Source organism: Acidovorax delafieldii 2AN (genome assembly GCF_000175235.1).
Lineage (GTDB): Bacteria > Pseudomonadota > Gammaproteobacteria > Burkholderiales > Burkholderiaceae_C > Acidovorax > Acidovorax delafieldii_B.
Genome location: NZ_ACQT01000548.1, coordinates 1 through 1050, shown reverse-complemented (window position 1 = coordinate 1050; position 1050 = coordinate 1). Strand labels below are relative to the sequence as shown.

The following is a 1050-nucleotide window of genomic DNA, read 5'->3' as shown; positions in this document are numbered from 1 at the left end:
GGCAAGCCCGGGCGGCGCAAGCACCGCCGTGCCGCTGCCGGTGGACACGCGGCTGCCCGCCACCCGCATCATCGACGTGGCACGCACAGAGGGCTGCCACGACACGCAGTACAGCGACCTCTCGCGCTTCTGGGAGCTGGAATCGGGCAGCGACTGCGGCACCTTCAGCTTTCGCGGCTACCGGCCCATCACCGTCTCGGTGGTGGCGGGCAGCAACGTGAACCGCCAGCCCAGCTCGGACGCCGAGGGCCACACCGCCGCCGAATCCACGCCGTACCGGCGCACCGAAAACCGCATCCAGCTGTCGGTGCGCACCAAGCTCGCCCAGGGCCTGCTGACGCAGGGCCACCCCACGCTCAAGGATTCGGTGTGGTTCGGCTACACGCAGCAGTCGTACTGGCAGTTGTTCAGCCCCGACATCTCGCGCCCCTTCCGCACCACCGACCACGAGCCCGAGGTGATGTACGTCTACCCCACCGACGCCCGGCTGCCCTTTGGCTGGCGCTGGCGCTACAGCGGCGTGGGGTTGGTGCACCAGTCCAACGGCCAGAGCAACCCGCTCTCGCGCAGCTGGAACCGCGTCTACCTCATGACCGGCATGGAACTGGACAACCGCTGGAACCTGAACGCGCGCGTGTGGAAGCGGCTGTCCGAGAACATCAACAGCGACGACAACCCCGGCATCAGCGACTACGTCGGCCGCGGCGAGATGCAGCTGTTCTGGAACATGGACAAGGACAACACGCTGGGCGCCACCCTGCGCCACTCGCTGGCCTCGACCGGGCGTGGCTCGGTGCGCCTGGAATGGCTGCAGACGCTGGGCACGGGCCTGGGCGGCGGCAAGAGCAACCTGCGCCTGCACACCCAGCTCTTCAGCGGCTACGGCGACAGCATGATCGACTACAACCGCAAGCGCACTGTCTTCAGCCTGGGGCTGAGCCTGGTCGATTTCTGACGGCCCGAAGCGCACCACACGCCTTGACGGGAGCCCCGGCTGAGCGGCTGGGACCGCCCGCCGGGCCAGCGCCCGCCCCGCCATTCGCGGCAAAG

Annotated in this window: 1 protein-coding gene; it reads left to right on the top strand. The window is 68.8% G+C overall.

Annotated elements, in window-relative coordinates:
- Positions 1–955, top strand: a 955-nt coding sequence (locus tag ACDELDRAFT_RS22940) for a phospholipase A (RefSeq protein WP_005801588.1), incomplete at its 5' end; no start/stop codon positions are given.
- Between the last annotated feature and the right edge of the window lie 95 nt (positions 956–1050).